The 24924-nt window shown below is 52.7% G+C and carries 24 protein-coding genes and 1 rRNA gene; 8 read left to right on the forward strand and 17 right to left on the reverse strand.

Translation table 11 applies throughout. The annotated features are described in order from the left end of the window. A 16S ribosomal RNA gene (locus BZK41_RS02055) occupies nucleotides 1-75 on the reverse strand; the annotation flags it as partial. 366 nt (nucleotides 76-441) lie between these two features. Then, the gene (gene gmhB / locus BZK41_RS02065; RefSeq protein ID WP_003829138.1) at nucleotides 442-1008 is read right to left on the reverse strand and encodes a D-glycero-beta-D-manno-heptose 1,7-bisphosphate 7-phosphatase; all 567 of its coding nucleotides are present in this window, start codon (nucleotides 1006-1008) and stop codon (nucleotides 442-444) included. A 189-nt stretch (nucleotides 1009-1197) separates the two neighbouring features. Between gmhB and metN the strand changes: the two genes are divergently transcribed. From metN to proS, 6 genes are all read left to right on the forward strand, one after another. After that, complete coding sequence (metN, locus tag BZK41_RS02070; RefSeq protein WP_079937022.1) at nucleotides 1198-2229, forward strand: methionine ABC transporter ATP-binding protein MetN; 1032 nt, start codon at nucleotides 1198-1200, stop codon at nucleotides 2227-2229. Continuing rightward, entirely contained in the window at nucleotides 2222-2875 is a 654-nt protein-coding gene (locus BZK41_RS02075) for a methionine ABC transporter permease MetI (RefSeq protein WP_003018471.1), read from the forward strand. Before metN ends, BZK41_RS02075 begins: the two co-directional genes overlap by 8 nt. A 44-nt stretch (nucleotides 2876-2919) precedes the next feature. Then, the gene (gene metQ, locus BZK41_RS02080) at nucleotides 2920-3735 is read left to right on the forward strand and encodes a methionine ABC transporter substrate-binding lipoprotein MetQ (protein WP_079937023.1); all 816 of its coding nucleotides are present in this window, start codon (nucleotides 2920-2922) and stop codon (nucleotides 3733-3735) included. Nucleotides 3736-3851: 116 nt separating this feature from the next. Then, nucleotides 3852-4256, forward strand: a complete 405-nt coding sequence (rcsF, locus tag BZK41_RS02085; protein ID WP_003018477.1) for an Rcs stress response system protein RcsF — start codon at nucleotides 3852-3854, stop codon at nucleotides 4254-4256. Then, nucleotides 4253-4960, forward strand: coding sequence for a tRNA (N6-threonylcarbamoyladenosine(37)-N6)-methyltransferase TrmO (gene tsaA, locus BZK41_RS02090; RefSeq protein WP_079937024.1), 708 nt, complete (start codon nucleotides 4253-4255; stop codon nucleotides 4958-4960). The genes rcsF and tsaA overlap by 4 nt, the downstream gene beginning before the upstream one ends. Before the next feature lie 113 nt (nucleotides 4961-5073). Then, complete coding sequence (proS, locus tag BZK41_RS02095) at nucleotides 5074-6792, forward strand: proline--tRNA ligase (protein WP_079937025.1); 1719 nt, start codon at nucleotides 5074-5076, stop codon at nucleotides 6790-6792. 44 nt (nucleotides 6793-6836) lie between these two features. On the opposite strand, the gene nlpE is transcribed toward proS, so the two are convergent. The 3 genes from nlpE to BZK41_RS02110 are packed head-to-tail and all read right to left on the reverse strand — an operon-like array spanning nucleotide 6837 to nucleotide 8530. Then, entirely contained in the window at nucleotides 6837-7535 is a 699-nt protein-coding gene (gene nlpE / locus BZK41_RS02100) for an envelope stress response activation lipoprotein NlpE (RefSeq protein ID WP_085951559.1), read from the reverse strand. Nucleotides 7536-7565: 30 nt separating this feature from the next. Then, nucleotides 7566-7988 carry an alternative ribosome rescue aminoacyl-tRNA hydrolase ArfB gene (gene arfB, locus BZK41_RS02105; RefSeq protein ID WP_003018489.1) on the reverse strand — a complete coding sequence of 141 codons (423 nt, stop codon included), beginning with the start codon at nucleotides 7986-7988 and terminating at the stop codon, nucleotides 7566-7568. After that, nucleotides 7988-8530 carry a YaeQ family protein gene (locus tag BZK41_RS02110; RefSeq protein WP_079937026.1) on the reverse strand — a complete coding sequence of 181 codons (543 nt, stop codon included), beginning with the start codon at nucleotides 8528-8530 and terminating at the stop codon, nucleotides 7988-7990. Before BZK41_RS02110 ends, arfB begins: the two co-directional genes overlap by 1 nt. A gap of 188 nt (nucleotides 8531-8718) precedes the next feature. Between BZK41_RS02110 and BZK41_RS02115 the strand changes: the two genes are divergently transcribed. Together BZK41_RS02115 and rof are read left to right on the forward strand one after the other, a co-directional pair. After that, nucleotides 8719-8919, forward strand: a complete 201-nt coding sequence (locus BZK41_RS02115) for a YaeP family protein (protein WP_003018499.1) — start codon at nucleotides 8719-8721, stop codon at nucleotides 8917-8919. After that, nucleotides 8906-9166: a Rho-binding antiterminator gene (gene rof, locus BZK41_RS02120; protein WP_003018503.1), complete on the forward strand. Its 261-nt coding sequence runs from the start codon at nucleotides 8906-8908 to the stop codon at nucleotides 9164-9166. The genes BZK41_RS02115 and rof overlap by 14 nt, the downstream gene beginning before the upstream one ends. 64 nt (nucleotides 9167-9230) lie before the next feature. Here rof and tilS read toward each other — a convergent pair whose 3' ends face one another. From tilS to bamA, 12 genes are all read right to left on the reverse strand, one after another. After that, the gene (gene tilS, locus BZK41_RS02125) at nucleotides 9231-10523 is read right to left on the reverse strand and encodes a tRNA lysidine(34) synthetase TilS (protein ID WP_079937027.1); all 1293 of its coding nucleotides are present in this window, start codon (nucleotides 10521-10523) and stop codon (nucleotides 9231-9233) included. Nucleotides 10524-10584: 61 nt separating this feature from the next. Next, nucleotides 10585-10974, reverse strand: a complete 390-nt coding sequence (locus tag BZK41_RS02130; RefSeq protein ID WP_003829160.1) for a VOC family protein — start codon at nucleotides 10972-10974, stop codon at nucleotides 10585-10587. Between the two features lie 67 nt (nucleotides 10975-11041). Continuing rightward, nucleotides 11042-13180 (reverse strand): lysine decarboxylase LdcC, encoded by a 2139-nt coding sequence (gene ldcC / locus BZK41_RS02135; RefSeq protein WP_079937028.1) that lies wholly within the window; start codon nucleotides 13178-13180, stop codon nucleotides 11042-11044. 99 nt (nucleotides 13181-13279) lie between these two features. Further along, the gene (gene accA, locus BZK41_RS02140; protein WP_079937029.1) at nucleotides 13280-14239 is read right to left on the reverse strand and encodes an acetyl-CoA carboxylase carboxyl transferase subunit alpha; all 960 of its coding nucleotides are present in this window, start codon (nucleotides 14237-14239) and stop codon (nucleotides 13280-13282) included. Nucleotides 14240-14251: 12 nt separating this feature from the next. Beyond that, the gene (gene dnaE / locus BZK41_RS02145; RefSeq protein ID WP_079937030.1) at nucleotides 14252-17734 is read right to left on the reverse strand and encodes a DNA polymerase III subunit alpha; all 3483 of its coding nucleotides are present in this window, start codon (nucleotides 17732-17734) and stop codon (nucleotides 14252-14254) included. 24 nt (nucleotides 17735-17758) lie between these two features. Beyond that, nucleotides 17759-18355, reverse strand: coding sequence for a ribonuclease HII (gene rnhB, locus BZK41_RS02150; protein ID WP_079937031.1), 597 nt, complete (start codon nucleotides 18353-18355; stop codon nucleotides 17759-17761). Continuing rightward, entirely contained in the window at nucleotides 18352-19500 is a 1149-nt protein-coding gene (lpxB, locus tag BZK41_RS02155; RefSeq protein ID WP_003829168.1) for a lipid-A-disaccharide synthase, read from the reverse strand. The genes rnhB and lpxB overlap by 4 nt, the downstream gene beginning before the upstream one ends. Then, nucleotides 19500-20288, reverse strand: a complete 789-nt coding sequence (gene lpxA / locus BZK41_RS02160) for an acyl-ACP--UDP-N-acetylglucosamine O-acyltransferase (protein ID WP_003018525.1) — start codon at nucleotides 20286-20288, stop codon at nucleotides 19500-19502. Before lpxA ends, lpxB begins: the two co-directional genes overlap by 1 nt. 3 nt (nucleotides 20289-20291) lie before the next feature. Further along, nucleotides 20292-20747 carry a 3-hydroxyacyl-ACP dehydratase FabZ gene (fabZ, locus tag BZK41_RS02165; protein WP_003018528.1) on the reverse strand — a complete coding sequence of 152 codons (456 nt, stop codon included), beginning with the start codon at nucleotides 20745-20747 and terminating at the stop codon, nucleotides 20292-20294. A 103-nt stretch (nucleotides 20748-20850) separates the two neighbouring features. Beyond that, complete coding sequence (lpxD, locus tag BZK41_RS02170) at nucleotides 20851-21876, reverse strand: UDP-3-O-(3-hydroxymyristoyl)glucosamine N-acyltransferase (RefSeq protein ID WP_016149581.1); 1026 nt, start codon at nucleotides 21874-21876, stop codon at nucleotides 20851-20853. 3 nt (nucleotides 21877-21879) lie between these two features. After that, nucleotides 21880-22365, reverse strand: coding sequence for a molecular chaperone Skp (skp, locus tag BZK41_RS02175; RefSeq protein ID WP_003018533.1), 486 nt, complete (start codon nucleotides 22363-22365; stop codon nucleotides 21880-21882). Nucleotides 22366-22487: 122 nt separating this feature from the next. After that, entirely contained in the window at nucleotides 22488-24899 is a 2412-nt protein-coding gene (bamA, locus tag BZK41_RS02180; RefSeq protein WP_003829172.1) for an outer membrane protein assembly factor BamA, read from the reverse strand. Between the last annotated feature and the right edge of the window lie 25 nt (nucleotides 24900-24924).

The raw sequence follows: 24924 nt of genomic DNA on the forward strand, positions 1-24924 counted from the left end.
GTGCTACCGTTCGACTTGCATGTGTTAGGCCTGCCGCCAGCGTTCAATCTGAGCCATGATCAAACTCTTCAATTTAAGTTTGATGCTCGTGAATTAAACTTCGTAATGAATTACGTATGTTCACTCAGAGACTTGGTATTCATTTTTCGTCTTGCGACGTTAAGAATCCGTATCTTCGAGTGCCCACACAGATTGTCTGATAAATTGTTAAAGAGCAGTTGCGACGCGCTTTAGCGCTCTGTCGCGAGGTGGCGTATATTACGCTTTCCTCTTTCAGAGTCAACCCTCATTTTCAGGTTTTTCTCTTCAACCGAACCGGCTGTTTGTGTGAAGTGATTCACATCCGCCGTGTCGATGGAGGCGCATTATAGGGAGTCGACTCAGGAAGACAAGCGGAAAAATGCAATTTTGTTTCAACCGCTCACCTTTTATCCACAACGCTTACTTTTGCTGCTTTTTTATCGCCATTGGCAGGTCTGCCAGACTATTTATGACCAAATCTGCCGCATTTTCTGCTTCTGGCGTGACGGGTTTGCCCGTGCGCACCAATACCTTCGTGCCAACATTCGCTGCTGCCGCCGCCTGCATATCTTCAATTTTGTCGCCTACCATATAAGAAGCGGCCATATCGATGTGCAAGAAGTCCCGGGCGGAGATAAACATGCCTGGATGCGGTTTACGACAGTCGCAGACCTGACGATACTCTTCTACAGTACCCTGCGGGTGATGCGGGCAGTAGTAGATACCATCCAGCTCAACGTCGCGATCGGCCAGCGACCAGTCCATCCATTCGGTCAACGTTTCAAACTGTGCCTCAGTAAATTTACCACGCGCGATACCAGACTGGTTCGTCACGATAATGAGCGCGTAACCCATCTTTTTAAGTTCACGCATGGCATCAATAACGCCGTCGATAAACTCAAACTCGTCGATCTCATGTACATAACCGTGGTCCACATTAATGGTACCGTCACGGTCGAGAAAAATTGCGGGTACAGACTTTGCCACCTTTTATAGCTCCTGAATAAGGCATGTGGCTCTAGTATCGCATGTTTCAGCGGGCAAGAAAGTGCTCATCGTGCAAAGCCCGATTGATTTAGACGTCTGGATGCCTTAACATCCATCTTGTTGACGGCTTCGACCGTACCTGACAGACGAAAATGCCACGGCTAACTTAATTACGATAATAAATAACCAATGATTAAACTTTCGAATATCACCAAAGTGTTCCAGCAGGGGACTCGCACCATTCAGGCGCTAAATAATGTCAGCCTGCATGTTCCTGCCGGGCAGATTTATGGCGTTATTGGCGCCTCCGGTGCCGGTAAAAGTACGCTCATCCGCTGCGTTAACTTACTTGAACGCCCTACTGAAGGCAGCGTTCAGGTCGGCGGTCAGGAGCTGACGACGCTTTCTGAGTCAGAACTGACTAAAGCTCGCCGTCAAATCGGCATGATTTTTCAGCACTTTAACCTGCTCTCTTCCCGTACGGTGTTCGGCAACGTCGCGCTACCGCTGGAACTGGATAACACGCCAAAAGAAGAGATCAAACGCCGCGTAACAGAACTGTTGGATTTGGTTGGTCTTGGCGACAAGCACGATAGCTACCCAGCCAACCTTTCTGGTGGACAAAAACAGCGTGTGGCGATCGCCCGAGCGCTGGCAAGTAATCCCAAAGTGTTGCTGTGCGATGAAGCCACCAGCGCACTCGATCCGGCAACGACCCGCTCGATTCTGGAATTATTGAAAGACATTAACCGTCGTCTGGGACTCACCATTCTGCTGATTACTCACGAGATGGACGTTGTAAAACGTATTTGTGACTGCGTGGCGGTCATCAGTAATGGTGAACTGATTGAGCAAGACACCGTCAGCGAAGTTTTCTCTCATCCGAAAACGCCGCTGGCACAGAAATTTATCCAGTCCACGCTGCACCTGGATATTCCGGAAGATTATCTGGAACGTTTAAAAACGGAGCCGGAAGCCGACAGCGTACCGATGCTGCGTATGGAATTCACCGGTCATTCGGTCGATGCGCCATTGCTCTCTGAGACGGCCCGTCGCTTCAATGTGAATAACAACATTATTAGCGCGCAGATGGATTACGCCGGCGGCGTGAAGTTCGGCATCATGCTGACTGAAATGCACGGCACACAGGAAGATACACAAGCAGCCATCAGCTGGTTGCAGGAACACCATGTAAAAGTAGAGGTACTGGGTTATGTCTGAGCCGATGATGTGGCTGCTGGTTCGCGGCGTATGGGAAACGCTGGCAATGACCTTTGTGTCCGGTTTTTTTGGCTTTGTGATTGGTCTGCCGGTTGGCGTGTTGCTGTACGTAACGCGTCCGGGGCAAATCATTGAGAACGCGAAGCTCTACCGTACGCTCTCTGCGCTGGTGAACATTTTCCGTTCCATCCCGTTCATTATCTTACTGGTGTGGATGATTCCGTTCACCCGCATGATCGTAGGCACCTCTATCGGACTGCAGGCAGCTATCGTTCCGCTGACCGTCGGAGCCGCGCCGTTTATCGCCCGTATGGTGGAAAACGCGCTGCTCGAAATCCCGACCGGACTGATAGAAGCCTCTCGTGCGATGGGCGCCACGCCGCTGCAGATTGTACGTAAGGTATTACTGCCAGAAGCGCTGCCAGGACTGGTTAATGCGGCCACCATCACCCTTATCACGCTGGTTGGTTACTCCGCGATGGGCGGTGCCGTCGGTGCCGGTGGTCTTGGGCAGATTGGTTATCAGTACGGCTATATTGGTTACAACGCTACAGTAATGAATACAGTACTGGTATTGCTCGTCGTTCTGGTTTATTTAATTCAGTTATCCGGCGATCGCATCGTCCGGGCTGTCACGCACAAATAACGTTGCACACAACACTAAAAACTCATTAAGAAAAGGAAATAAGCATGGCGTTCAAATTCAAAACCTTTGCGGCAGTTGGAGCCCTGATCGGTTCTCTGGCACTTGTGGGTTGCGGTCAGGATGAAAAAGATCCTAATCACATCAAAGTGGGCGTTATTGTTGGCGCAGAGCAGCAGGTTGCAGAAGTCGCGCAGAAAGTGGCAAAAGAAAAATACGGTCTGGACGTTGAGCTGGTCACTTTCAACGATTACGTCCTGCCTAACGAAGCGCTGAGCAAAGGCGACATCGATGCTAACGCCTTCCAGCACAAACCATACCTGGACCAGCAGATCAAAGATCGCGGTTACAAGCTGGTTGCCGCAGGTAATACTTTTGTTTACCCGATTGCGGGCTATTCCAAAAAAATCAAATCACTGGATGAGCTGCAGGACGGTTCACAGGTCGCGATTCCAAACGACCCGACTAACCTTGGCCGTTCCTTGCTGCTGCTGCAAAAAGTGGGCTTAATCAAACTGAAAGACGGTGTTGGCCTGCTGCCGACCGCGCTGGACGTAATTGAAAACCCGAAAAACCTGAAGCTGGTTGAGCTGGAAGCGCCGCAGCTGCCGCGTTCCCTGGACGATGCACAAATCGCGCTGGCGGTCATCAACACCACCTACGCCAGCCAGATCGGCCTGACTCCGGCAAAAGACGGTATCTTTGTTGAAGATAAAGATTCCCCGTACGTAAACCTGATTGTGACTCGTGAAGACAATAAAGATGCTGAGAACGTGAAGAAATTCGTTGAAGCATACCAGTCTGACGAAGTGTACGAAGCAGCAAACAAAGTCTTCAACGGCGGTGCTGTTAAGGGCTGGTAATTTTAGGCTGTTTACAGAATCTGTAATATCATCAGGACGGGCGCTTGCCCGTCTTGTCATTTATGCAAGCACCTGATTCAATATCTGACGTTTAGATCATTCATTGAGGAAATATTATGCGTGCTTTACCGATCTGTTTAGTAGCACTCTTGCTGAGCGGCTGTTCTATGTTAAGCAGATCCCCTGTTGAACCCGTTCAAAGCACCGCAACCCCGCCGAAAGCGGAGCCGGAAAAACCGAAAGCACCGCGCGCGACGCCGGTAAGAATCATTACTAACGCTGAAGATTTAGTAGGCAAACCGTTCCGCGATCTCGGTGAAGTCAGCGGTGAATCCTGCCAGGCTTCAAACCAGGATTCCCCTCCGAGCATTCCAACCGCGCGCAAACGCATGCAGATTAACGCATCAAAAATGAAAGCTAATGCGGTATTGCTGCACAGTTGCGAAGTGACCAGCGGAACGCCGGGTTGCTATCGTCAGGCAGTTTGCATCGGTTCTGCACTGAACATTTCGGCGAAATGAGCCATTTTCAGTTCGAGCAAATAGGCGTTATCCGCTCACCTTATAAAGAAAAGTTCGCCGTTCCACGCCAGCCAGGTCTGGTTAAAAGCGCCAGCGGTGAACTGCATTTGCTCGCACCTTATAACCAGGCCGATGCCGTTCGCGGCCTGGAAGCCTTCAGTCATTTGTGGGTGATTTTTGTTTTTCACCAGACAATGGAAGGTGGATGGCGTCCGACCGTGCGCCCTCCCCGTCTTGGCGGCAACGCCAGAATGGGTGTCTTCGCCACGCGTTCAACGTTTCGACCTAACCCTGTTGGCATGTCGTTGGTTGAGCTGCGGGGCATCCGCTGCCATAAAGAGCACGTAATCCTCGAACTCGGCGGACTGGACCTTGTTGACGGAACGCCAGTAGTGGATATTAAGCCGTATCTGCCGTTTGCCGAATCGCTGCCTGACGCTCGCGCCAGCTATGCCCAGGACGCGCCGCAGGCCAGCGTCGAGGTGACGTTCAGTGAAGATCTCGCGGAGCAGCTACCGAAGCTCGAACAACGTTACCCGCATCTTCGTCAGTTTATTGCCGAAGTGCTGGCGCAGGATCCGCGTCCTGCCTATCGTAAAAATGAGGAAGAAGGCAAAACCTACGCCGTCTGGCTGCTGGACTTTAACGTCCGCTGGCGCGTCACGCCGTCAGGATTTGAGGTCTTTGCTCTGGAAGCCCGCTAAATTGCATCGCGTACTCTTTTGACATCCCTTTCTCGCTGGTAAACTAAACCACTTTTGTTTTGTGCCAGGCTCGTTTTGAGCCTGTTCGATCGTTCAACTGGAACCGTAACAACATGCGTACTAGCCAATATCTGCTCTCCACTCTGAAGGAGACACCTGCCGACGCCGAAGTCATCAGCCACCAGCTGATGCTGCGCGCCGGGATGATCCGCAAGCTGGCCTCCGGGTTATATACCTGGCTGCCGACCGGCGTGCGCGTCCTGAAAAAAGTCGAAAACATCGTGCGTGAAGAGATGAACAACGCCGGTGCGATCGAGGTGTTGATGCCGGTCGTTCAGCCTTCTGAACTGTGGGAAGAGAGCGGCCGTTGGGAACAATACGGCCCTGAACTACTGCGTATTGCTGACCGTGGCGATCGTTCGTTCGTCCTCGGCCCAACGCATGAAGAAGTGATCACCGACCTGATCCGTAACGAGCTGAGCTCTTACAAACAGCTGCCGCTGAACTTCTATCAGATCCAGACCAAATTCCGTGACGAAGTCCGTCCGCGCTTCGGCGTAATGCGCTCCCGCGAATTCCTGATGAAAGATGCCTACTCTTTCCACACCTCTCAGGAATCCCTGCAGGAAACCTACGACGCGATGTACGCTGCGTACAGCAAAATCTTCAGCCGTATGGGGCTGGATTTCCGTGCAGTACAAGCGGATACCGGTTCTATCGGCGGTAGCGCCTCTCACGAATTCCAGGTGCTGGCGCAGAGCGGCGAAGACGATGTGATCTTCTCCGACTCCTCTGACTATGCGGCGAACATCGAATTTGCCGAAGCCGTTGCGCCGAAAGAGCCGCGCGCGGCAGCAACCCAGGAAATGACGCTGGTAGATACGCCGAACGCTAAAACCATCGCCGAACTGGTTGAGCAGTTCAACCTGCCTATCGAGAAAACCGTGAAAACCCTGCTGGTGAAAGCGGTTGAAGGCAGCAGCTACCCGCTGGTTGCACTGCTGGTTCGCGGCGATCACGAGCTGAACGAAGTCAAAGCGGAAAAACTGCCACAGGTTGCCAGCCCGCTGACCTTTGCCACCGAAGAAGAAATTCGTGCGCTGGTGAAAGCAGGTCCTGGCTCGCTTGGTCCGGTCAATATGCCAATTCCGGTGGTTATCGACCGTACCGTTGCAGTAATGAGCGATTTCGCTGCTGGTGCCAACATCGACGGTAAACACTATTTCGGTATCAACTGGGATCGCGACGTGGCCACCCCGGAAGTTGCTGACATCCGTAACGTGGTCGCCGGCGACCCTAGCCCGGACGGCAAAGGTACGCTGATGATCAAACGTGGTATCGAAGTGGGTCACATCTTCCAGTTGGGTACCAAGTACTCTGAAGCGATGAAAGCCGCCGTTCAGGGCGAAGATGGCCGTAACCAAACGCTGACTATGGGCTGCTACGGTATCGGGGTCACTCGCGTGGTTGCCGCCGCTATTGAACAGAACTACGACGATCGTGGCATCGTATGGCCAGATGCCATTGCCCCGTTCCAGGTTGCCATTCTGCCAATGAACATGCACAAATCCTACCGTGTGCAGGAGCTGGCTGAGAAGCTGTACGCTGAGCTGCGCGCGCAGGGCATTGAAGTACTGATGGACGACCGTAAAGAACGTCCGGGCGTGATGTTTGCCGATATGGAACTGATCGGTATTCCGCACACCATCGTGCTGGGCGACCGTAACCTCGATAACGACGATATCGAATACAAATACCGTCGTAACGGCGAGAAAGAGCTAATTAAAACCGGCGACATCGTCGACTTCCTGGTCAAAGCCATTAAAGGTTAATACCAACAAAAAGGCCCTGATTATCAGGGCCTTTTTTCTATCGATTAATTACATGCTTTACCGGGGATAAATTTCGCATCTTTATCCGCCATCAACGTTTTCACTTTCTCACCCGTATCCGGGTTTGACTCCAGCGTGAAATGCGCCTCAAGCGTAAGCAGTACGGACTGTCCGTTTTCGGCACGCGCGGCTAAATAGTCACGTTCAAGCTGAGCGTTATTCGCCACCGGCATCCGTTTACCCGTTGCGCAGTCGGTAAAGATTGCCGCGTCTGCCATATAGAAATACATGCCTCGCATCGGCATTGGCGTCACCGGTAAGCTGGCGGAAACCGGCTGGAGCGTGTAGTTAAACTGTGACTCAATCGGGTTACCTTCACGATCGAGCATTTCCAGCGCCTCGCCTTTAGCCCGGTAGTACGACTTTTCACCTTTGCTGTCGGTCAGCACCAGTTTGTCGGCTGTACGCGCCCATGTGCCATAAGAGGCAAACGAAGACGGTTCATCCCGCACGCCCTGATAGCGTTCGTTCATCACCCATGTACCGTCTTTTTCCAGAAACAGCGAGGTTTCAATCCCTTCGCAGTCCGCGCAAGGTAAGATGCCACGCCAGCTTTGCTGCATCGGTTTTAATTCTGCCGCCCGCGTCGGCTGTAGTACTTCAACTTCAGTACGGTTATTACAGCCGATCAAGGAAAAAAGCGTGCATGCAGCGACCACGGACAATATTGCTGTTTTCACTATCAATTCCTTATTAATTTTTATTCCCGCTCGTCAGTCTTGCGTTCGACGAACTCTCCCGCGCAGTGCTTTCACTGTGGATTTTTGCGCCTTCGATGACAACCTGCGCTCTTTCGAGGCGCGCGTAGGGCGAGTTGCCTGTCGGCTTTTTTGCACTGCGGTTAATTCTTTTATCACCGCCACCAGCCGGGAGATTGCCGCTTCCCGATTGAGTTCCTGGCTACGGTATTCCTGCGCCTTAATGATGATCACGCCATCACCGCTAATCAGATGATGGCTGGCAGCCAGCAGACGTTCCTTGTAATACTCTGGCAGGCCAGAGGCCCGAATGTCAAAGCGCAAATGGATAGCCGTCGAGGTCTTGTTAACGTGCTGACCGCCCGCGCCCTGTGCCCGGATCGCCGTGATTTCCAGCTCATTGTCAGGGATAGAGACGTTTCGGGAGATAACAATCATCAACGCGGCTGCCACGCGGTCAGATGAATTTCCAGATTGTTCTGAGAGTCGGACAGCCAGATAGCACCGTCCTGGATAGTTGCCTGCAGCGCCATTGTACGACCAGCAAAATCACTCAGTTGCGCCAGCTGTTCATCATCCAGATACCACACGGTGAGATTTTTAAACTGCGCACATTTGTTCTGGTTTTGCTGCCACCAGATCTGAGCCGCACGGCTGTTGTAGGCAAACAGAGCAACCTCGCCAGACTGGGTACAGGCTTTTTTAATACGGCGCTCATCCGGCAGACCCAGCTCAATCCAAAGATCGATGCCCAGATGATCGTTACGCAGCCATGCTTCAGGCTCGTCTTCCGCGCTCAAGCCACGCGTGAACTGCAGCCGCTCGTCGGCATATTTAATCCAGGCCAGCAGACGCAGCATCATGCGCTCCTGGGTTTCAGAGGGGTGACGCGCCAGCGTCAAGGCCGCGTCAAGAAACTGGTTGCGGTCAAGATCCGCTACGTTGACGACGGCTTTATAAATTGTCGCTTTAAGCGCCATGAGAGAACTCCTTTCGAATCAGGCGCACATTGTAGCGAAAACTGCGGCAAAAGGCTGCTAACTGCTCCTCTATCAAGGCGCTGATATTGCTTGAATGAGTATGGTATAGTCACCTTGCTAAACAGAGTTTATCTTCGTAGGCTTAGACTTGCATCCACGGTTAAGTCAGAGTGCTGACAGGAGGGCATGTGGAAAAATATTGTGAGTTAATACGCAAGCGGTACGCGGAAATCGCCAGCGGAGACTTAGGGTATATCCCGGATGCGCTGGGTTGCGTATTGAAGGTGCTTAATGAAGTGGCGGCAGACAGCGCCCTTCCAGAGTCGGTCAGGGAAAAAGCGGCGTATGCTGCCGCGAACTTACTGGTGAGCGATTATGTCAATGAATGAAACGTATCAACCCATCAACTGCGATGATTACGACAATCTTGAACTCGCCTGCCAGCACCATTTGTTACTGACGCTGGCGCTAAAAGATGGCGAAGTTTTGCAGGCGAAAGCGAACGACCTGGTTTCGCGTAAAAACGTGGAATATCTGGTCGCAGATGTCGCGGGTGAAACCCGGGAGCTTCGTCTCGACAAAATTGCCAGCTTCAGCCACCCGCAAATCGGCACCGTGGTGGTCAGCGAATCTTAATCTTTCTTGCACCTTATCCGGCCTACTTTCCATGTGATGCGTAGGCCTGATAAGCGCAGCGCCATCAGGCACGCCATACCAGACTCACACCAGCCCCATCTTCCGCTATACCCTCACGCGTGACGAAAACACCCGCAGCAGCAATCAACGTTTCGCCATAAAACAGCAGCGGTGTGGTATCTCGTCGCCAGGGCGGGATCCCCTGCTCCTGCCAGATTTTCTTTAGTTTCCGTCCACCGTTACGCCCGACAATATGCAATACTCCGGGCGCTTTAAAACGGATGCTGACGGCTTCATCCGCTTGCGGCATACGCAATTCACCCGCAGAGATTAACTGAACTGAACCCAATCCGGCAGGCAGCGCCAACGGTGTTTTCCACTCTAACCACGGGATAACGGTTTCACTTTGCCCGTCGACCGACTTCACCCACCACAGCTGTGACTGATAACGACGGACCTCGCACTCCCCGAGGCGAAAACAGGGTGAGGCATCTTCCCGCGCCAGCGCCACTTCCTGCCAGATACGCTCCAGCCCATTACGGGAAGGCATCGGCGCATTTACCCCCGCCAGCCAGCGACGAAGCAGCGCGGCACGACGCACACCACTCATCATCATTAATGGCGCCACTAATAGTGTGCCGTGGGCTGTGATGCAATCGGCTAAGTCGCTGGCCAGCAGTTCATCCAGTAAACTCTCCTGCTCAGCGCACAGCGCGGCGCTGCGGGCTACGGCTTGCGCGAAGTGCGGCCAGCGCTGTTGGATCAACGGGTTAACACGCAATCTGAGGAAATTGCGATCGTAGGTATCATCCTGATTGCTTTCATCTTCAATCCAGCATAATTCATGTTGCCGCGCCCATGCTTCAAGCGCCTCTCGCGTTTGCGCCAGCAGCGGTCGAATCAGCCGGGTTCCGGCGAAAGGTGAGTTTTCGCCCATGGCGGAAAGTCCGGCAGGACCGCTGCCGCGCTTAAGCGCCAGCAGAAAGGTTTCGCACTGGTCATCGAGATGCTGGGCGGTCATCAGGACCTCGCCCGGTAGTAAGGTCTGCGCAAACGCCTGATAGCGCGCGCGTCGTGCCTGAGCTTCGATGCCCAGACCATCATCCTCAAGATGGACTCGTTCAACCACCAGCGGCACCTGCCACTGCGCACATACCGACTCACAGTGCTGCACCCAACTGTCTGCGTGTGGGCTTAATCCGTGATGAATGTGGATTGCGCGTAAAGCGACATCAGGATGCAGCGCTCGCCACAGCACCAACTGATGCAGCAATACGGTGGAATCCAGCCCGCCGCTAAAGGCGACCAGAATCGATTGAGAATTCAGCAGTGAAGTGTTCAGCGTGAGTGTTGTCATGATGGTTACTTACAATGGCATTGCCCGGCACGTTACCGGGCTAACGCCACAATGACAAGCCTTACAGCTCGTACAGTTCGAGGGGCAATCCGTCCGGATCGTTGAAAAACGTAAAGCGTTTACCGGTAAATGGATCGATACGTATGGATTCACACTTCACGTGGTGTGCTTCCAGATGCGCGATCGACTTTTCCACATCCTCCACGCTGAACGCCAGATGGCGCAAACCGCAGGCTTCTGGTCGGCTCGGGCGGCAAGGTGGAAACGGGAAAGAAAAAAGCTCAATCACATACTGGCCGTTCAATGCCAAATCACCTTTCCACGAGTCACGCTCTTCCCGATAGGCTTCGCTCATCAGCGTAAAGCCAAGCACATCGCAGTAAAATGCCTTACTCGCCGCGTAGTCCGTTGCAATAATGGCAATATGGTGAACCTGTTTTAATCCCAGCATAGCGTCATCGCCTCTTTCATTTTTTCTGTCAGAACGTTACTCGTACGTCTTAGGGTCAGGCAAGTCGTTATGCCATTTTTAAGACTCTCACGCGATACACGCCATCCTCGCCCAGTTTAGCGCCATGGATATCGGTTTCAAATCCCGGGTAGCGCTGTCCCACTGAACACAGCATCAGAAGAAAATCGAGGACAGCCCGGCTTTTGGCAGTGATCATTTCCCCGGGCATCAAGAGCGGCACGCCGGGAGGATAAGGCAAGATCATATTGGCGGACACGCGTCCTACCAGTTGATCAAGCGCTACTGTTTCCACCTCACCTTTGATCTGCCGTTGCCAGGCCTGGTGCGGTGTCATTTTCATTTCCGGCAAGGTATCAAACGCTCGCAGCATCAGTCCGGAGAGATCGTGCTGGAGGATCAGCTTATGGATCCCCTGCGCCAGATCCTGAATACGCATATTACGATAGAAATCAGGATCTTCGGCATACAGATCCGGCAGCATATTTTTCACCCGTAAATTCAGATCGTACGAGCGTTTAAATTCCGTCAGGCCACGCAGCAGCCCCATCGCCCGGGTTTTATCAATGCCAATGCTGAACAGGAACAACAGGTTATACGGTCCCGTTTTCTCGACTACGACGCCGCGTTCATCAAGGAATTTCGCCACCAGCGCCGCAGGGATCCCCTCTTCGCTCATATTTCCCTGTTCATCCATCCCCGGCGTCAGAATAGTGACCTTAACCGGGTCGAGGAACATGTGATCGGCATCAGCATCAACAAATCCGTGCCAGTCTTCACCTGGCGCTACCGGCCAACATTCTGCTTCATCGACTTTTTTCGGTTGCCAGATATCAAAGAACCAGCCATCCGACTCTTCACGCAGACGCTGCACTTCTTTCCGGAAATGCAGCGCCCGCTCCACCGAACGATTGATTAACCGCTTGCCGGAATTGCCTCGCAGCATTGCCGCCGCCGTTTCTATCGACGCCACAATCGGATAGCTCGGAGACGTGGAGGTGTGCATCATAAAGGCTTCGTTGAACGTGTCTTCGTCATAGTCGCCCTTAATGTGGATCAGCGAAGCCTGTGACAACGCCGCCAGCATCTTGTGGGTGGACTGGGTTTCAAAAATCACTTTTCCCGGTACCCGTTCGCCGCTCATCCCACTTTTCCCCTGATAGATCGGATGAAAATGGGTATACGGCACCCAGGCTGAATCAAAATGGATGGAGGGCACATCCAGGGTTTGCTTGATCCAGTTGGTGTTATACAGCAGCCCGTCATAGGTGGAGTTGGTGATCACCGCGTGTACCGGCCATTGTGCCTGAGTCGTCTCTTCTACCTTGCGTTCAATACTTGCGCGGGTAAATTCCCGACGGGGTATACCGCCGAGGATCCCCAGCGCGTTACGCGTAGGCTTCAGCCAGATTGGCACCACATCGCTCATCATCAGCAAATGCGCCAGTGACTTATGGCAGTTGCGGTCAATCAGTAGCGTACTGCCTGCAGGCGCAGCATACATACCGACAATCTTGTTCGACGTCGAGGTGCCGTTGGTCACCATATAGCTCTGCTCTGAACCAAAAGTACGCGCGATATACTCCTCCGCTTCCAGGTGCGGACCGGTATGATCAAGCAATGAGCCAAGCTCGGTCACGGAAATGGACACGTCGGCCTTCAGCGTATTGCCGCCAAAGAAATCATAAAACAGGCAGCCGACCGGACTTTTCTGGTACGCCGTTCCCGCCATATGTCCTGGCGTACAGAAGGTATACTTCCCTTCCTTCACATAGGTAAACAGCGCTTTGGTGAAAGGGGGCGTGATGTTATCGAGGTATTCGCTGGTGTACTGGCGAATGCGGGTGGCAATGTCTTCAGACTGACCCAGCGCATACTCAAAAAACCACAGCGCCATACGCAGGTCGTGTGCGCTGACATCCATCGTCGAATGGGTATTAATAAAGGCGTAGAGCGGGAGATACTCGTTGAGCTGGTTGATGTCACTGCACAGCTCCAGACTGTATTCATCCCAGTCAAAAATGACGCCGCAAATTCGCGGGTTGTGTTCGATAAACTTCAGCAGGTCGACGCTATTCTGCGGCCAGATAATCTGAAACCCCTGCTGTTGCAGCGCACGCTCAAGTTCCTTGATGGGCTCATCTTTATAAAAGACGCCATGCGGTCCCATGATGGCAATGATATTCATGCGTTCCTCCTGGAAAAACCTTAGTTAATCATAGCCTGGCCAAACCGCAGGTAAAAAAAAGGGCCACAGCATTGTGGCCCTTTTCAGAATTAATGCAGTTTACGCGTAACCGTAGCTCATCAGACGCTGGTAACGACGGTTTTTCAAATCTTCTTTGCTTAACACGTCGAGATCGGCGAGATCGGCCAGCAATTGTGCCTTCAGGGACGCAGCCATCACTTCCGGGTTGCGGTGCGCGCCGCCCAGCGGTTCCGGGATGATAGAGTCGATAAGCTTCAGCTCTTTCAGACGCGGGGCAACAATTCCCATCGCTTCTGCGGCCAGCGGCGCTTTGTCGGCGCTTTTCCACAGAATAGAGGCACAACCTTCCGGGGAGATAACGGAATAGGTGCTGTATTGCAGCATATTCACTTTATCGCCTACGCCGATCGCCAGCGCGCCGCCGGAACCACCTTCACCGATAACGGTGCAGATTACCGGTACGCTCAGACGCGACATTTCACGCAGGTTGCGCGCGATCGCTTCAGACTGACCACGCTCTTCCGCGCCCACGCCCGGGTAAGCCCCTGGGGTATCGATGAAGGTAATGATCGGCATGTTGAAACGCTCGGCCATTTCCATCAGGCGCAGCGCTTTGCGATAGCCTTCCGGCGCCGGCATGCCGAAATTACGGCGAATCTTTTCTTTAGTCTCACGGCCTTTCTGATGACCAATGATCATCACCGGACGGCCATCCAGACGCGCGATGCCGCCGACAATAGCTTTATCATCCGCATAGGCACGATCGCCCGCCAGCTCATCAAATTCATCAAACGCCAGGCGGACATAATCCAGGGTGTACGGACGCTGTGGATGGCGCGCCAGTTGGGCTACCTGCCATGCGCCAAGATCGGCGAAGATTTTACGCGTCAGTTCTACGCTTTTTTCACGCAGGCGATGCACTTCTTCATCGATGTTAATATCCAGTTTCTCATCCTGACGGCTAACCGCAGTCAAAGAATCGATTTTTGCTTCCAGCTCTGCAATCGGCTGTTCAAAATCAAGGAAATTCAGACTCATAGTATTCCTGTATTAGTCAAACTCCAGTTCCACCTGCTCCGAACCAATAAGGCCACGGAGATCGTTTAGCAAACGATCGCTCGGAGAGACACGCCACGTCGCGCCAAAACGCAACCGCGCACGTGCATCCGCCCTCTGATAGTAGAGATGTACTGGAATTGTCCCCGAGCGGTGGGGTTCCAGAGACTGACGGAGTCGGTTTAAAAGCTGGTCATCAATTTGCCTGTCCGTCAGCGAGATAGCAAGCCCGCGAGCATATTTTTCCCGGGCTTCGTCAATATCCATGACTTCACGGGCCATCATTTTAAGCCCACCACTGAAGTCATCAAAGCTGACCTGTCCGCTGACGATAAGTATGCGGTCTTTTTCCAGCAATTGCTGGTATTTATCCAGAGCATCGGTAAACAGCATAACTTCCAGACGTCCGGAACGGTCATCCAGTGTACAGATGCCGATACGATTGCCGCGCTTGGTGACCATTACCCGCGCAGCAATGACGAGCCCCGCAGCCGTGGTGACTTTACCACGTTCTGTCGGATGCATGTCTTTCAGCCTGTAGCCTCCGACATAGCGCTCAATTTCTTTTAAATACTGGTTGATGGGGTGTCCCGTCAGGTAAAGCCCCAACGTTTCACGCTCACCGTCTAATACCACCTGCTCCGGCCACGGTTGGCAGCTGGCATAGGATTGTTCAATTTGCTCCGGTTCTTCCGCCAGCACGCCAAACATATCGGCCTGACCAATAGCTTCGGCTTTTGCATGCTGATCGGCGGCTTTTAGCGCGTCGTTGAGCGAATTCATCAACGCCGCGCGATGCGGGCCAAGGCGATCAAACGCCCCGGACATGATTAGCTTTTCCAGCACCCGGCGGTTAAGTTTTTTGATATCCGTGCGTGCACAGAGATCAAATAGCTCGCGGAAGTAACCGCCTTCGTTACGCGCCTCAATAATAGCTTCAATTGGCCCTTCACCCACGCCTTTTATCGCGCCGATGCCATAAACAATCTCGCCATCATCATTCACGTGAAAATGATAAAGCCCGGAGTTGATATCCGGCGGCAGGATTTTGAGCCCCATACGCCAGCATTCATCGACTAGCCCAACCACTTTCTCAGTGTTATCCATATCGGCAGTCATTACCGCCGCCATAAACTCAGCAGGATAATGCGCCTTCAGCCACAGCGTCTGGTAAGAGACCAGCGCATAGGCAGCGGAGTGCGATTTGTTAAATCCATAACCGGCGAATTTCTCCACCAGGTCAAAGATTTTCATTGCCAGTTCGCCATCGACGCCGCGCTTTTTCGCCCCTTCTTCAAAGGTGCCGCGCTGCTTAGCCATCTCTTCCGGCTTTTTCTTACCCATCGCACGACGCAGCATATCCGCGCCGCCAAGGGTGTATCCGGACAGCTCCTGGGCAATCTGCATAACCTGTTCCTGATACAGGATAATGCCGTAGGTCGGCTCCAGTACCGGTTTCAGACACTCATGCTGCCATTGTACGTCCGGGTAGGAAATCTCTTCGCGACCATGCTTACGGTCGATAAAGTTATCTACCATCCCCGACTGTAGCGGGCCTGGGCGGAACAGAGCCACCAGTGCGATCATATCTTCGAAGCAGTCAGGCTGCAGACGTTTGATCAGGTCTTTCATGCCACGTGATTCAAGCTGGAAGACCGCCGTGGTCTCCGAGCGTTGCAGCATATCGAAGCTTTTCTTGTCATCCAGCGGGATAGCCGCAATATCCAGCGGTGGCTCACCGTTCTTTTCACGGCGCGCGTTGATCATTTCCAGCGCCCAGTTGATGATGGTGAGCGTACGCAGGCCGAGGAAGTCGAACTTCACAAGACCGGCATATTCCACGTCGTTCTTATCAAACTGAGTAACCGGGTGGAGCCCCTGTTCATCGCAGTACAGCGGGGCAAAATCAGTAATTTTTGTCGGTGCGATAACCACACCACCGGCGTGCTTACCGGCGTTACGCGTGACGCCTTCCAGCTTACGCGCCATATCGATCAGCGCTTTAACCTCTTCATCTGCCTCATAGATTTCCGGCAGTTGGGGTTCGGCTTCAAAGGCTTTGGCCAGCGTCATGCCCGGATCGGGCGGCACCAGTTTCGAAATACGGTCAACGAAACCATACGGATGCCCCAGCACACGGCCCACATCGCGGATAACCGCTTTTGCTGCCATCGTACCGAAGGTAATAATCTGCGAAACCGCATCACGACCGTACATTTCCGCCACGTGTTCGATGACCTGGTCGCGTTTCTCCATACAGAAGTCAACGTCGAAGTCGGGCATTGAGACACGTTCCGGGTTAAGGAAACGTTCGAACAGCAGGTCAAATTCCAGCGGGTCGAGATCGGTAATTTTCAGCGCATAGGCGACAAGTGAGCCTGCGCCGGAACCACGTCCCGGGCCTACCGGTACGCCGTTATCTTTCGACCACTGGATAAATTCCATAACGATCAGGAAGTAGCCAGGGAATCCCATCTGGTTGATAACTTTAAGTTCAACTTCCAGACGTTCATCGTAAGGCGGGCGCTTCTGCGCACGAACTTCAGGGTCAGGGAACAAAAATTCGAGACGTTCTTCCAGCCCTTCGCGTGATTTCGCCACGAGAAAATCCTCGGTGGTCATATCGCCGGTCGGGAACTGCGGCAGGAAGTATTCGCCCAGACGCACCGTTACGTTGCAGCGTTTGGCTATCTCGACGGTGTTTTGCAGTGCTTCCGGAATATCGGAGAACAGCTCGCACATCTCATCTTCGCTACGCATATACTGCTGCGGCGAATAGTTACGCGGGCGTTTCGGGTCATCAAGGGTGAACCCGTCGTGGATCGCTACGCGGATTTCATGCGCATCGAAATCTCCGGTTTCAAGGAAGCGGACATCGTTAGTCGCCACCACCGGTAGACCACGCGTTTCGGCCAGTGCTACGGCAGCGTGCAGATAATTTTCTTCATCTTGCCTGCCGGTGCGAATCAGTTCGAGGAAATAGCAATTGGGAAAATGTTCTTCGTAAAACGCCACGCACTCGTCAACCAGTGCGCTATTACCGCGCAGCAGGCTGCGTCCGACATCGCCCATGCGACCGCCGGAGAGCAAAATCAAACCGTCTTTTAGCTCGACCAACCAATCCCGGTCGATAACCGGTCCTTCTGCGCCATAACCGCGCTGATAGGCTTTCGAAATCAACAACGTCAGGTTCTGATAGCCGGTATTATTTGCGGCCAGCACGGTGAGCTGCGCGAGTTCATCGCCCAACAGCTCACTGCGGACATGAAAATCTGCGCCAACTATCGGCTTAATACCCGCACCGTGACCCGCTCCGTAAAACTTCACCAGACCACACAGGTTGGTAAAATCGGTGATCGCCAGCGCAGGCATGCCTAACGCGGCCGCCTTTTTCACCAGCGGTCCGGTTTTCGCCAGCCCATCGATCATAGAGTAGTCGCTGTGCACCCGTAGGTGGACGAAACGTGGTTCAGACATCTTCAGATTCCTTCGACACAAGAATCAGGACGAGAGTCCCAGTGCGCGTTTGACGGGGCCAAAGCTGCGGCGATGGTGCTCAGTCGCACCATGCAGTGCCAATTTTTCCAGATGAAATGCGGTTGGATAACCTTTGTGCTGTGCAAAACCATACTGTGGAAAAATCGTATCCAGCGCCGCCATTTCAGCGTCACGGGTCACTTTTGCCAGAATCGATGCGGCGCTAATCTCCGCCACGCGGCTATCACCTTTGACCACCGCCATTGATGGCATCGGTAATGCCGGGCAACGATTGCCGTCAATCAACACGTATTCGGGCACAATATGCAGACCCGCAACAGCACGCTGCATGGCCAGCATGGTGGCATGCAAAATGTTCAGCTCGTCGATTTCATGCGGTTCCGCCCGACCAAGGCTCCAGCTTAACGCTTTTTCTTTAATTTCATCAAACAGCGCCAGGCGACGTTTTTCTGACAGTTTTTTTGAGTCGTTAAGACCGATAATAGGGCGAGCCGGATCCAGAATGACGGCAGCAGTGACGACTGCGCCAACCAAAGGGCCGCGCCCGACTTCATCCACACCCGCCACTAAATGCGTATGCGGATACACAAATTCAATCATTGCGCTAACTCCAGGACCGCATCCGCCGCCTGCTCATCGGCATTGCAACGGATCTGCTGGTGCAGTTCACGGAATGTGTCGTGCATCGCATGGCTGGTTTTACCATTCGCCAGCAACGGCAACAGCGCTTGCGACAGCGCCTGCGGTTCACACTCTTCCTGCAACAGCTCTTTAACCAGTTCTCTTCCCGCCAGCAGGTTAGGTAGCGAAACGTAATCCGTTTTCACCAGGCGCTTCGCCAGCCAAAAGGTGAAGGGTTTCATACGGTAGCCAACCACCATCGGGCATTTTGCCAGCATACATTCCAGCGCGGCGGTACCTGAAGCCAGCAGTGCGGCATCGCTGGCCACCATTGCTTCACGTCCCATCCCATTGAGCAGATGAACAGAAAGCTCCGGTGCAACTTCAGCTTTGATTCGCTCAAACTGCTCGCGACGTTTGGCATTCACCAACGGCACCACCACTTCGAGATCCGGATAATGCTGGCGTAATAGCTGCGCCGTTTTCAGAAAATCGGCACTGAGCATCTCCACTTCGGCACCACGGCTTCCTGGCAGCAGCGCCAGGCAGTGAGCGTCATGGGGAATGCCCAGAACATCACGTGCCGCATTTTTATCCGGGTCCAACGGCATGGCATCTGCCATGGTATGACCGATAAAGCGGCACGGGACGTTAAATTTGTCATAAAACGCTTTTTCGAAAGGCAGAAAGGCCAGCACCATGTTGGTGGATCTGCCTATTTTGAAAACGCGTTTCTGTCGCCACGCCCAGACGGACGGACTGACATAATGAATGGTTTTAATGCCCTGTTTTTTCAAGTTCCCTTCGAGGGTAATGTTGAAATCAGGTGCATCAATGCCGACGAAAACATCCGGCTTTAAGTCGGTGAATCGGCGAGTGAGGTCGGCACGAATATGCAGTAAACGGCGCAGGCGTCCGAGCACTTCAACAATGCCCATGACCGCCAGCTCTTCCATTTCATACCAGGCTTCACAGCCTTCGGCCTGCATCAGCGGACCCGCCACGCCAACAAAACGCGCATTGGGAACGCGAGCCTTGAGTGCACGGATTAACCCTGCACCAAGAATATCGCCGGAGGTTTCTCCGGCGACGAGGGCAATCGTTAAAGGACGCTGTTCAGTCATTAACGAATCAGGCCACGCGTTGAGCGCTCAAAGAAGTCGCTGAAAGCCTGAACTTCGGGATACTGTTTCGCCAGCTCCGCGATTTCTGGTTTCACTTCTTCCAGCGTTTTACCACTACGGTACAACGCTTTGTAGGCGTTACGAATCGCGGTAATCGCTTCGCGGGTGAATCCACGACGCTTCAGACCTTCGATATTGACGCCAAACGGCGTCGCGTGGTTGCCCTGGGCGATAACATACGGAGGCACGTCCTGGGCTACACCAGAACAGCCGCCAACCATCACATGAGCACCGATGATGCAGAACTGATGCACCGCAGTCATGCCGCCGATGATAACAAAATCATCAAGCGAAACATGTCCGGCAAGCGTGGCGTTATTCGCCAGAATACAGCGGTTGCCTACCGTACAATCATGCGCGACGTGCGCATTAATCATCAGTAAGTTATCGCTGCCCACCTTCGTCACTCCACCGCCCTGCACTGTGCCACGATGAATGGTGACGCTTTCGCGGATGCGGTTGCGATCGCCAATTTCCACACGGGTCGGTTCGCCAGCATATTTAAGGTCCTGGTTAACTTCACCGATGGAGGCAAACTGATAGATCTCGTTATCGCGACCAATTTTTGTATGGCCATTCACGACAACATGAGACTTCAGTACGGTACCCTCACCAATTTCAACATGGGGTCCAACAATACAAAATGGGCCAATGTGGGCATTGGCACCAATGCTGGCGCCCTCTTCTACAATGGCGGTCGGGTGAATAAAGGCGGATTTATCAATCACGTATCAGGCCTCCCGGCTACGGGCACACATCATCGTTGCTTCGCACACAACTTTACCGTCGACCAGCGCAACCCCTTTAAAACGGGTCAGGCCACGGCGCGTTTTTTCGAAAGTCACTTCCATGATCATCTGATCGCCAGGCACGACAGGACGCTTAAAGCGTGCTTCGTCAATACCCGCGAAATAATACAGTTCGCCTGGTTCCAGTTTTCCTACGCTTTTAAACGCGAGGATACCGGTAGCCTGTGCCATCGCTTCCAGAATCAATACGCCAGGGAAAATAGGTTTACCCGGGAAATGGCCCTGAAAGAAAGGCTCGTTAACGGATACATTTTTCACTGCGCGTAGAAAACGACCTTCTTCAAAATCCAGCACGCGGTCAACCAGCAGAAACGGAAAACGGTGCGGCAGAAGTTCTAAAATCTCTTCAATATGCAGAGTATGAGTGTTAGTAGTCAAAATACTCTTCCTGTCAAAATATACTAAAAGGCAATAATAACACGGCCTGTCGCAATCGTATGAATGGGACAGGCCGAAAAGTCAGACATGCAAAAACGGTGCTTTAGTCTTGTTGATTAACCTTGCGCTCAATCGCTTTGAGGCGCTTGCTCATATCATCAATATTCATCACCAGTGCAGCTGTTTTACGCCATACCTTATTGGGTTGTAGCGGAATGCCTGAGGAATAGACGCCAGGTTCGGTGATAGGACGCATCACCATACCCATGCCAGTCACCGTGACTTTGTCGCATATTTCCATATGCCCATTGATCACGCTGGCGCCGCCAATCATGCAGTAACGGCCAATCTTCAGGCTACCCGCCATAATGACGCCACCGGCTACCGCCGTATTGTCGCCAATCACAACGTTATGCGCAATCTGGCACTGGTTATCAATGATAACACCATTACCGATCACAGTATCGTCCAGAGCACCACGGTCAATGGTGGTACAAGCGCCGATCTCGACGCGATCGCCGATAATCACGCGACCAAGCTGCGGGATCTTCACCCAGTTACCGCGATCGTTCGCGTAACCAAATCCATCAGATCCAACGACAGTGCTTGACTGGATCAGGCAATTTTCGCCGATCTGGATGTCGTGGTAAATCGTCACATTCGCCCACAAGCGTGAACCTGCACCGATTTTGGTATTTTTCCCGACGAAGCAGCCTGCGCCGATAACGACGTTATCACCCAGTTCTACGCCAGACTCAATGACCGCATTTGCGCCCACAGAGACATTACTACCCAGCTTCGCCGTTGCATCGATCACTGCACTCGGTGCAATGTTCTGTGCAGGCTGAGGCGTGGTATCTAAAATTTGCGCCATACGTGCATAAGTCAGGTAGGGATTCTTCACTACCAGCGCTGCACTCTTAGCAAAAGGAAGATCGTCCTGCGTCATTACTACGGCAGAAGCCTGGCATACGCCTAAATGTTCACGGTACTTAGGATTCACCATGAACGTGATATTGCCAGTTTGCGCAGATTGCATGGACGCTACGCCGGTGATGACGATATCGCCATCACCGTGTAATTCTGCATCCAACTGCTCTGCTAAATCAGCCAGTCGAATTGAAGGCATTACTTATTTAACCTGTTTCAGTACGTCAGCGGTGATGTCTTTTACATCGCTGCTGTTGTATGCAACGGTGTTTGCGTCAACGACCAGATCAATGCTCTGGCTGCTGGCGACAGATTTCACAGCTGTCTGGATACGAGTAACCAGTTTGCCACGTTCTTCGTTGGAACGACGTGCACGATCCTGCTCGAAAGCCTGAGCTTTCTGAGAGAAAGTCTGGCGCTGAGCCATAACGTCTTTTTCCAGCTTGGTACGATCGCTACCCGCTTTCATTGATTGCAGACGCTGCATTTTAGATTGCAGATCGGATTCCATACGCTGCAGTTCGCTGGCACGGCCTTTGAACTCGTTTTCCAGCGTAGCAGAAACACCCGTCTTCTGTGCAACCTGTTGGAACAGGCTACCCATATTGACGATTGCAATTTTGTCAGCAGCCTGTGCGGACGTTGCCATCGCTAAACCGAGACCTGCAGCTAATAACCACTTTTTCACAATTAACTCCTTACCATCCCATTTGCACCCGAAGGTGCAGTTCTTTGCGTGGCCAGGCGATCCCATGCAAGATCGCCTAAAGTCATCGCTACACTACCACTACATTCCTTTGCGAAGAACAGTTACCAGGTTTTACCAATGTTAAACTGGAACTGTTCCGCTTTGTCTCCATCGTACTTCTTGAACGGCTGGGCGTAGGAGAAAACCAACGGCCCCAATGGGGACATCCATTGTAACGCGATACCCGCTGACATACGGATATTGCTCGGATCACTATAGTCCGGCACATCCGACGGCGCAGATGACGGATCCCAGTTAGTATCCCAAACGGTACCCATATCCCAGAAGAAGGAAGTACGGACCGAGTTAGCATACTTATCGCTGATAAACGGCGTCGGGGTAATAAATTCCAGGCTGGCGACAGCCATGGCGTTACCACCTACCGCATCATCTGATTTACAGCCTGAATCCTGAGTACATTCTTCGTTATCGCCGTCATTCCAGTCTGTGCTAGCACCCTTTTTATAGACCGCTTTCGGACCAATGGTGTTGGACTGGAAGCCACGCACGGTACTGGAACCACCGGCGTAGAAGTTCTCGTAGAACGGCATCTCTTTGCTGCCAATGCCATCCCCATAACCTACCTTGGTACGACCCAGAACAACCCACTTGTGGTCGTCATCGATCGGCATATAGGTCGCGGTATCCATCGACAGTTTGTAGTATTCGTTGTCAGAACCCGGAATGGTGACTTTACCGTTCAGGTTGACACGCGAACCGTCTGTCGGGAAATAACCACGGTCTAACTTGTTGTATGTCCAACCGTAGTTAAAGGTGAAATCATCAGCGGCAAAACTGCTGGTATCAGCGGATTGTCCCATCGACTCAAGATAACGATCCATTGCGATCTGCGGCTGCATATTGGACAGTTTGTTATGTACATAACCCAGGCCCGCGCGCAACGTGTTGTATTCGTTGACCGGGAAGCCCAGCGTCACGTCTGTACCATAACTTTTGTTGGTATAGTCGGACAGGTCTGCATCATCCGCTTCAAAGTCGTTATAGAAGACGCGGCCACCAAGGCTCACACCATCAACGGTGAAGTACGGGTTAGTGACAGACAACTCAGTATAGGTCTGGTAATCGTTTTTGGTGCCGTTAATCCCGACAGAATAACCGGTACCTAACCAGTTATCTTGCTGAACGCCAGCCTGGAAGCTCACGCCGCTCTCGGTACCGTAACCGACGCCGAAGTTAAAGCTACCGGTGTTACGCTCTTTAACCTTGTAGACTACATCAACCTGATCCGGGCGGCCCGGAACACGCTGAGTATCAGTATCAACGGTTTCAAAGTAACCCAGACGGTTCAGACGCTCTTTACCCTGGTCGACAAGATCGCTGCCCAACCATGCGCCTTCCATCTGACGCATTTCGCGACGCAGAACGGAGTCTTTAGAAGTGTCGTTACCTTCAAAACGGATCTTACGCACATAGAAACGGTTACCCGCATCCACGTTTACACGCAATTTAACGGTTTTGTCAGCGTCGTTGATTTCAGGCTGCGACTGAACGCGCGGATAGGCATAGCCATAGCGACCCAGAAGCTTCTTGATGTCATCTTCCATTTTGGTCACTTTGGTGCCGTTATAGAGTTCACCTGGCTCGATCTTCGTCAGGGTCTCAATTTCGGCGGAGTGCCCGGCCAGGTTACCGCTCACCTGAACCCCAGAAAGCTTGTACTGCTCGCCTTCAGTGATGTTAACGGTGATGTAGATACCCTTTTTATCCGGCGTCAGGCTGACCTGAGTGGAATCAATATTGAAGCGAGCATAACCGCGATCCAGATAGTAGCTGCGCAGGGTTTCAAGGTCGCCCGCCAGTTTCTGTTTCTGGTATTTACGATCGCCCACCACGTTCCACCACGGTACTTCGTCACGCAACTGGAAGTGAGAGATAAGTTCGTCAGTCGAGAAGGCATGGTTGCCGACGATATTGATCTGTTGGATCTTCGCCGAAACACCTTCCTGGAAGACCAGCTTGAGGTCAACGCGGTTACGCGGCAACGGCGTCACCACCGCTTTCACACTGGCGCTGTACTTACCGACGCTATAGTAGAAATCTTCCAGGCCCTTTTCGATATCGGCAAGCGTTGTGCGATCCAGAGACTCGCCAACACGTACGCCAGACGCCTCGAGGTTTTGCTTAAGCATGTCATCTTTCACCGATTTATTACCGGAGAAAGTGATGCTGGCAATCGTCGGACGTTCTTTTACCTGAACCAGAAGGGTATCACCATCGCGCAGGACGCGGACATCCTCAAAGTTACCGGTGGCGAACAGAGCACGAATGGTATTACTGATGTCTTCATCATTAACCGTGTCGCCTGTGCGCACCGGCATACTGAGGAGAGCCGCACCAACGGCGACTCGCTGTAGGCCTTCGAAATGAATGTCCTTCACTACGAACCCTTCAGCACCGTATACGGTGGCGCTGCTAAACAGCAGCGACGCTATGAGCAACTTTTTCATCGCCATCGTTATTATGCGTTCTTCCTAACAC

It is taken from the genome of Citrobacter sp. A316 (genome assembly GCF_002042945.1).
Classification (GTDB): Bacteria; Pseudomonadota; Gammaproteobacteria; order Enterobacterales; family Enterobacteriaceae; genus Citrobacter; species Citrobacter portucalensis.